The sequence below is a fragment of the Streptomyces sp. NPDC006332 genome, assembly GCF_040612855.1.
GTDB lineage: Bacteria > Actinomycetota > Actinomycetes > Streptomycetales > Streptomycetaceae > Streptomyces.
Map to the genome: position 1 here is coordinate 1 of NZ_JBEXRA010000123.1, position 5,658 is coordinate 5,658.

General features: G+C 71.1%; 6 protein-coding genes and 2 pseudogenes. 1 reads left to right on the plus strand and 7 read right to left on the minus strand.

Going from position 1 to position 5,658, the window contains the following annotated elements:
* Positions 1 to 102: pseudogene (locus ABZ027_RS42925) on the plus strand (lipoate-protein ligase B); the annotation flags it as partial.
* Here ABZ027_RS42925 and ABZ027_RS42930 read toward each other — a convergent pair.
* The 7 genes and pseudogenes from ABZ027_RS42930 to ABZ027_RS42960 all read right to left on the minus strand — a co-directional run.
* A pseudogene (locus ABZ027_RS42930) lies at positions 103 to 423 on the minus strand (TcmI family type II polyketide cyclase); the annotation flags it as partial.
* A gap of 18 nt (positions 424 to 441) precedes the next feature.
* Positions 442 to 921 carry an SRPBCC family protein gene (locus ABZ027_RS42935; protein WP_356778519.1) on the minus strand — a complete coding sequence of 160 codons (480 nt, stop codon included), beginning with the start codon at positions 919 to 921 and terminating at the stop codon, positions 442 to 444.
* A 1-nt stretch (position 922) separates the two neighbouring features.
* Positions 923 to 1,183: an acyl carrier protein gene (locus ABZ027_RS42940; protein WP_356778521.1), complete on the minus strand. Its 261-nt coding sequence runs from the start codon at positions 1,181 to 1,183 to the stop codon at positions 923 to 925.
* 35 nt (positions 1,184 to 1,218) lie between these two features.
* Positions 1,219 to 2,469 carry a ketosynthase chain-length factor gene (locus tag ABZ027_RS42945; RefSeq protein ID WP_356778523.1) on the minus strand — a complete coding sequence of 417 codons (1,251 nt, stop codon included), beginning with the start codon at positions 2,467 to 2,469 and terminating at the stop codon, positions 1,219 to 1,221.
* Positions 2,466 to 3,734, minus strand: coding sequence for a beta-ketoacyl-[acyl-carrier-protein] synthase family protein (locus tag ABZ027_RS42950; protein WP_356778525.1), 1,269 nt, complete (start codon positions 3,732 to 3,734; stop codon positions 2,466 to 2,468). The genes ABZ027_RS42945 and ABZ027_RS42950 overlap by 4 nt, the downstream gene beginning before the upstream one ends.
* Positions 3,731 to 4,192, minus strand: a complete 462-nt coding sequence (locus ABZ027_RS42955; protein ID WP_356778527.1) for a cupin domain-containing protein — start codon at positions 4,190 to 4,192, stop codon at positions 3,731 to 3,733. Before ABZ027_RS42955 ends, ABZ027_RS42950 begins: the two co-directional genes overlap by 4 nt.
* Before the next feature lie 68 nt (positions 4,193 to 4,260).
* Positions 4,261 to 5,418, minus strand: a complete 1,158-nt coding sequence (locus ABZ027_RS42960) for a SchA/CurD-like domain-containing protein (protein WP_356778529.1) — start codon at positions 5,416 to 5,418, stop codon at positions 4,261 to 4,263.
* Between the last annotated feature and the right edge of the window lie 240 nt (positions 5,419 to 5,658).

Here is a 5,658-nt window from a genome sequence, read left to right on the forward strand (position 1 = left end):
GCGTGGGACGAGCAGCGCCGGGTGCACGCGGCCCGATTCGCCGACGAGGTCCCCGACACCGTGCTGCTCCTCGAACACCCGCCGGTCTACACAGCCGGCCGGGTCGCGCTCCCAGAGGTAGAAGCGCTGCGCCATGGCGTCCTTCGGGGACCGCCACGTCTCGGGGTCGTACGCGCTGACGTACGCCGACAGGCGCTCACTGACGTCCCGGAACGCGGGATGCCCGGTGACCTTGGCGATGGCCGGGCCGGGCTCGCTCTCGGACTCGACCAGGTGCATGTACACATCGCCGAACTGGAAGAGGCTGCGCCGGACCACACCGACGAGGTGCGGCAGCTCTCCCCGGTCCGACTCCGCGAACACCTTGGCGATGTCGGGAGCCGAACCCGGAGCCATCCGGGCGACGATCAGGGCCTGGTGCATGGGATCCGTCCTCTCCGCTCAGTCGGCCAGGACCGAGGCGGGCTCGTGCCCGGCGGCCGCCTTCTCGATCTTGTCCCGGATCAGGGCCATCTGGACCTTGGAGTTCCGGTTGATGTTGTCGGTCATCCAGTCGTCGTCGACCGGCGCCTCGGGCTTCATCGCGAAGTCCTGGGTCCACACCATCCGGGTGCCGGCGGGAACCTCCTCGTACGCCCAGTGAATGTTCATGTGGTCGAACGGTCCCGTCTCGACCCGGCGGGCCCGGACACTGAGCTTCTCGCGGTCCGGCTCCCGCTCCGAGACCCAGCTCCACACGGTGCCGTTCTCGTCCGGGTGCATGGTCAGCCGGAAGGTGGTCCGGTTCCCCTCCCGGTTCAGGATCTCGACGGAGGCGTACTCGCTGAACAGCTGGGGCCAGTTCGCCAGGTCGTTGGTCATGTCCCAGACCAGGTCCAGCGGCGCCGCGATGGTGATCTCGTTCTGCGTGTGTCCGGCCATGTCACGCTCCCGCCGTCATCAGGGCACCGTTGACCTGGTCGAGGAACTGCCGGGGCGTCTTGCAGCGCTCCGCGTCCGGCGGCATCGGCGTGCCGTACCGGTTCTCCAGCTCGCCCACGATGCCGAGCAGACCCAGCGAGTCGACGCCGAGGGTGTCGAAGCCGGCCTCGTACTGCTGCTGGAGCTCCTGCGGCGGGACGGTGACCCCGGCGCACCTCTTCATGAGCTCGGACAGCTCTTCCACGGTGATGTGTTCACTCATGCGGTTCTTCTCCTTTGTCGCTCAGGGACGCCTCATCACGAGGCGGCGGCCGCGCCGTGCCGCAGCACCAACGCCGAGTTCGACCCCATCAGGCCCCGGCTCAGGACCAGCGCCGTGCGCGTCTCGGCGACACGGGCTCGGGCGGTCACGAGGTCGAGGTCATGGCAGATGTCGAAGACGTTGGGGGTAGGGGGGATCAGGCCGTGCTCCATCGCGAGCACCGCCGCCGCGACGTCCAGGACCGGAGCCGCGCAGTAGCCGCGGCCGATGCCGGTCTTCGGCGCGGTGACCGGCACCCGCCCGCCGTGCGCGCCGAGGGCGTCGGCGATCGCCAGCGCCTCGGCACGGTCCGCCTCCGGTACGCCGAGCGCGTCCGCGAAGACCACGTCGATCTCCTCGGGGGCGCAGCCGGCCTCGTCCAGGGCACCGCGGATCGCCTGCGCGAGCCCCTCGCGGGACTGCTCCCAACGGGAGGCGCCGGTGAACGTCGCCGCGTGGCCGGCGACGGTGGCCCGCACCCGCGCGCCCCGCTCCCGGGCCGAGGACTCCGCCTCAACGACCAGCATGGCGCCGCCCTCAGCGGGCACGAAACCGCATGCTCCGTCGGTGAACGGGCGGTAGGCGCGCGTCGGTTCGTCGGCGGTGCTCAGCTCCTCGTAGCCCAGTTGGCAGACCACCGAGTAGGGGGCGAGCGGCGCCTCGGTCGCGCCCGCCATGATCACATCGGTGCCGCGCCGCACGGCCCGCGCCGCGTGCGCGACGGCGTCCAGGCCGCCGGCCTCGTCGGAGGCGATCACCCCGCAGGGGCCCTTGAACCCTCGGCGGATGGAGATCTGGCCGGTGCTGGCGGCGTAGAACCAGGCGATGGACTGGTACGGGCCGACGAAGCGGGGGCCCTTCCCCCACAGTTGCTGCAGTTCCCGCTGCCCGAACTCACCGCCGCCGGAACCGGCCGCGGTGATCACGCCCACCGAGAACGGTTCCTCGCAGGTGTCGGCCTGGCCGATGCGGGCGTCTTCCAGCGCGAGGTCCGCCGCGGCCATCCCGAAGTGCGTGAACCGGTCGGTCTGGACGAGGAAGCGCTCCTCGACCGCCGCCGACGGTTCGAAGTCGCGGACCTCGCCCGCCACCCGCAGCGGCAGGTGCTCGCAGCCCTCGCGAGTGACCCGGTCGAGGACGCTGATGCCTTCCTGGGTGGACTTCCAGAAGGACTCCGTGCTGGTTCCGTTGGGCGCGACCACGCCGATTCCGGTGACGGCGGCACGCCGTGCATGCGGTTCGCTCATGGTGTCCTCTCCCTCGGCCGGGTCAGGACCACCGCGGACTGGAAGCCGCCGAACCCGCTGCCCACGGAGAGCACGCCGTTCAGTCTCCGTTCGCGAGCGACGCGCGGGACGTAGTCCAGATCGCACTCGGGGTCCGGTGTCTCGTAGTTCGCGGTGGGCGGTACCACCTGGTGGGACAGGGCCAGCACACAGGCGACGACCTCGATCGCGCCGATCGCGCCGAGCGAGTGCCCCACCATGGACTTGATGGAGCTCATGGGCGTGTCGTACGCGTGCTGCCCCAGGGCCAGCTTCACGGCGGCGGTCTCGTGACGGTCGTTCTGCTGGGTGCCCGACCCGTGCGCGTTGACGTAGTCGATCGCCGTGCCGTCGAGCCGGGCGTGGTCGAGGGCGTCCTTGATGGCCCGGGCCATCTCCAGGCCCTCGCTGGTCAGACCGGTCATGTGGTAGGCGTTGCCGAAGGTCGCGTAGCCGCTGAGTTCGCAGTACACGTGAGCGCCGCGGGCCCGGGCGTGTTCGAGTTCCTCCAGGACCAGTACGGCGCCGCCCTCGCCCATGACGAACCCGTTGCGGTCGGCGTCGAACGGGCGCGAGGCGTGGGCGGGGTCGTCGTTGTTGGGGGACGTGGCCTTGATCGCGTCGAAGCAGGCCATGGTGATCGGTGAGATGGGCGAGTCCGAGGCGCCCGCTATGCACACGTCGGCCCTGCCCTCCTCGATCGTGTGGAAGGCGTACCCGACCGCGTCGAGCCCCGACGTGCAGCCCGTGGAGACGGTCTGCACCGGTCCGCGCGCCTCGAACCGCTCCGCCACCGTCGAGGCGAGGGTGCTGGGCGAGAACGCGCGGTGCAGGTGCGGCCTGGCCTCCCGGTGGTCCACGTCCCAGCGCTGTCCGCCGCTGCTGACCAGGACGTAGTCGGACTCCAGGCGGGTGGTGCCGCCGACCGCGGTGCCCAGGGAGACCCCGATGCGCCACGGGTCCTCGCGACCGAGGTCGAGGCCGGAGTCCCGTACCGCCTCCTCCCCGGCGACCAGGGCGAACTGGATGTACCGGTCGCACCGGGCGATCTGTTCCGGCTCCAGGCCACAGGCCGCCGGGTCGAAGTCGCACTCGGCGGCGATCCGTGAACGCAGGCCGCTCGGGTCGAAGAAGGTGATGCCGCGCGTCGCCGTGCGCCCCTGGGAGAGCAGATCCCAGAACGCCGGCACGCCGACGCCTCCCGGGGCGACGATGCCTATGCCGGTGACCGCCACCCGCCTGGTCATGACCGGACCTGACGTCGTTCGGCCGCCCGGCCGGCGCCCGCGGGAACTTCCTCCACCCGTGCCGGGGCGGCGTCGGTCTCCTCGGTGTCGACGTGGCCGAGCGGCGGGCTCGGAGCCAGCGGACCGAGGTGGAAGACGAGACGGGCCTCCACGTTGCCGACGTTGCGGAAGCGGTGGCGCATGTGGGCGGGGATCATCAGCCCCTGCTCGGGCTGCAGCGGTTGCGGCTCGCCGTCCAGGTCTACCTCCAACTGGCCGCAGACGACGTAGATGAACTCCTCGGAGTAGGGGTGGTAGTGCTCGGCGATGCGGTCGCCGGGCTGCACGATGGCCACGCCCATGAAGCCGCTGGTGGAGCCGACGGTGTTGGGGGTGAGCATGGCGCGCAGATCGCCGCCACGCCGGGTGTTGGGCTCCACCTCGCGGAGATCCACGATTCTGGGACGGGGTTTGGTCACGACGTTGCTCCGATCGTGTGCTGTGTCGACAGGGGGCCGTGGCCGCCGCGATGCGCGGACCGGACGGATCAGGCGTCGGGTGAACGGCGGTCGGTGACGAGTTCCATGCGGGCGAGCTTGAGCAGGCGCCGCAGGTCACCTTCGCCCGGTGCGGAAGCGGCCGCGCCGGTGGCGTCGTCCAGGAACGTGGTCAGCTCGGCGACCTGCTCGGGGTCCGGGAGGCCCAGGAGCAGCTCGGGGTCACCGGCGTCGAGTCCGCCGCGCACGTCGACCAGCCGTACCACCACGTCGTCGCGCTGGAAGATCGTGCTGCGCAGGACCGGGCTGCGCGGATCGCCCGCGGCTGCCTCGTCCCGCTGCGCGAGCACTTCGGCCAGCCGCATGCCGCGGCCGGGCCGGGCGGGGTAGTGCAACGCGTGCCGTTCCGCCGCCGGGTCGTCCTGCTCCGCCGTCACATGGTGGACGGCGGGCAGCGCCGCCCGGGTGAAGAACACCCGCGCGGACTCCGGATCGTTGAGGTCCCGGTCCTGCTCCAGATACGGGTTGATGGCCTCCTCGACGGCCCGTACCTCGGGCTGCCGGGCGACGTGGCGCAGCGCGGCGAGCAGGTCGCCCCGCACCTCGATGGCTCGCACCACGCGGTTGCCGTGCATGAACAGCGAGGTGCGGCACAGCCGGGTGGTGTCGTCGACCTGCGGCTGCGGAGAGGCGTAGTCGGAGAGGATCTTCGCGACGGTCGCCTCCTTGCCCGGCTTGACCGTGAAGGTGAGCGCGTGACGGATCAGGCCGTCACCGATCCGCGGTGACGCCTGGAGGCTGCGTTCACCGGCCCGGGCGTCCGCGGCGGGGCCGCCGGTCTCACGGACGACATGGAAGCGAAGCGACCTGGTGTCCCGGACACAGCTGTGCAGCGGCTCCACCATCCGCACGTGCTCCTCGCTGTTCACCCAGGTGAGGAAGGGGGGCGCGCTCTCCCACTCGCTGGTGATGAGCCACTGGGAGGGGTTCTCGATCGACTGGCACAGCTGGTCGCTGACATGCCCGGGCACGGACGCGACCTGGTTGCAGAGTTGCTCGTACGCCTCCAGGAACTGCCGCTGGGCACCGTCGTGGACGTCCACCAGCAGGACGACCCGGAGCCTTGAGCCGTCGAACACGGACTGGGACACACGCTGTGCCCCCTGCGGCGACAGCGGTGATGAAGCGGGGGCAGACGTGGTGGTCATCCTGGGCACATCTCCTTCGCGGGAGGGAAAGCGAACCCCGGGCGCGGTGATCCGCAGCGAGCGTGATTCGATCCTGGGCCGGTCCCCACCGGCGCGCGATTCGTATGGACTACGTGGGTGACCCGACCGGGTCCCGGACGACCTGTCACGCCGCGCTTTCACACAGGACGCGTCGGCCCACCGGGGATGCTGACCGGCCACGCGTGCGACCCGGTCGGGGCTGTGAGAGCGCGGGAGGAC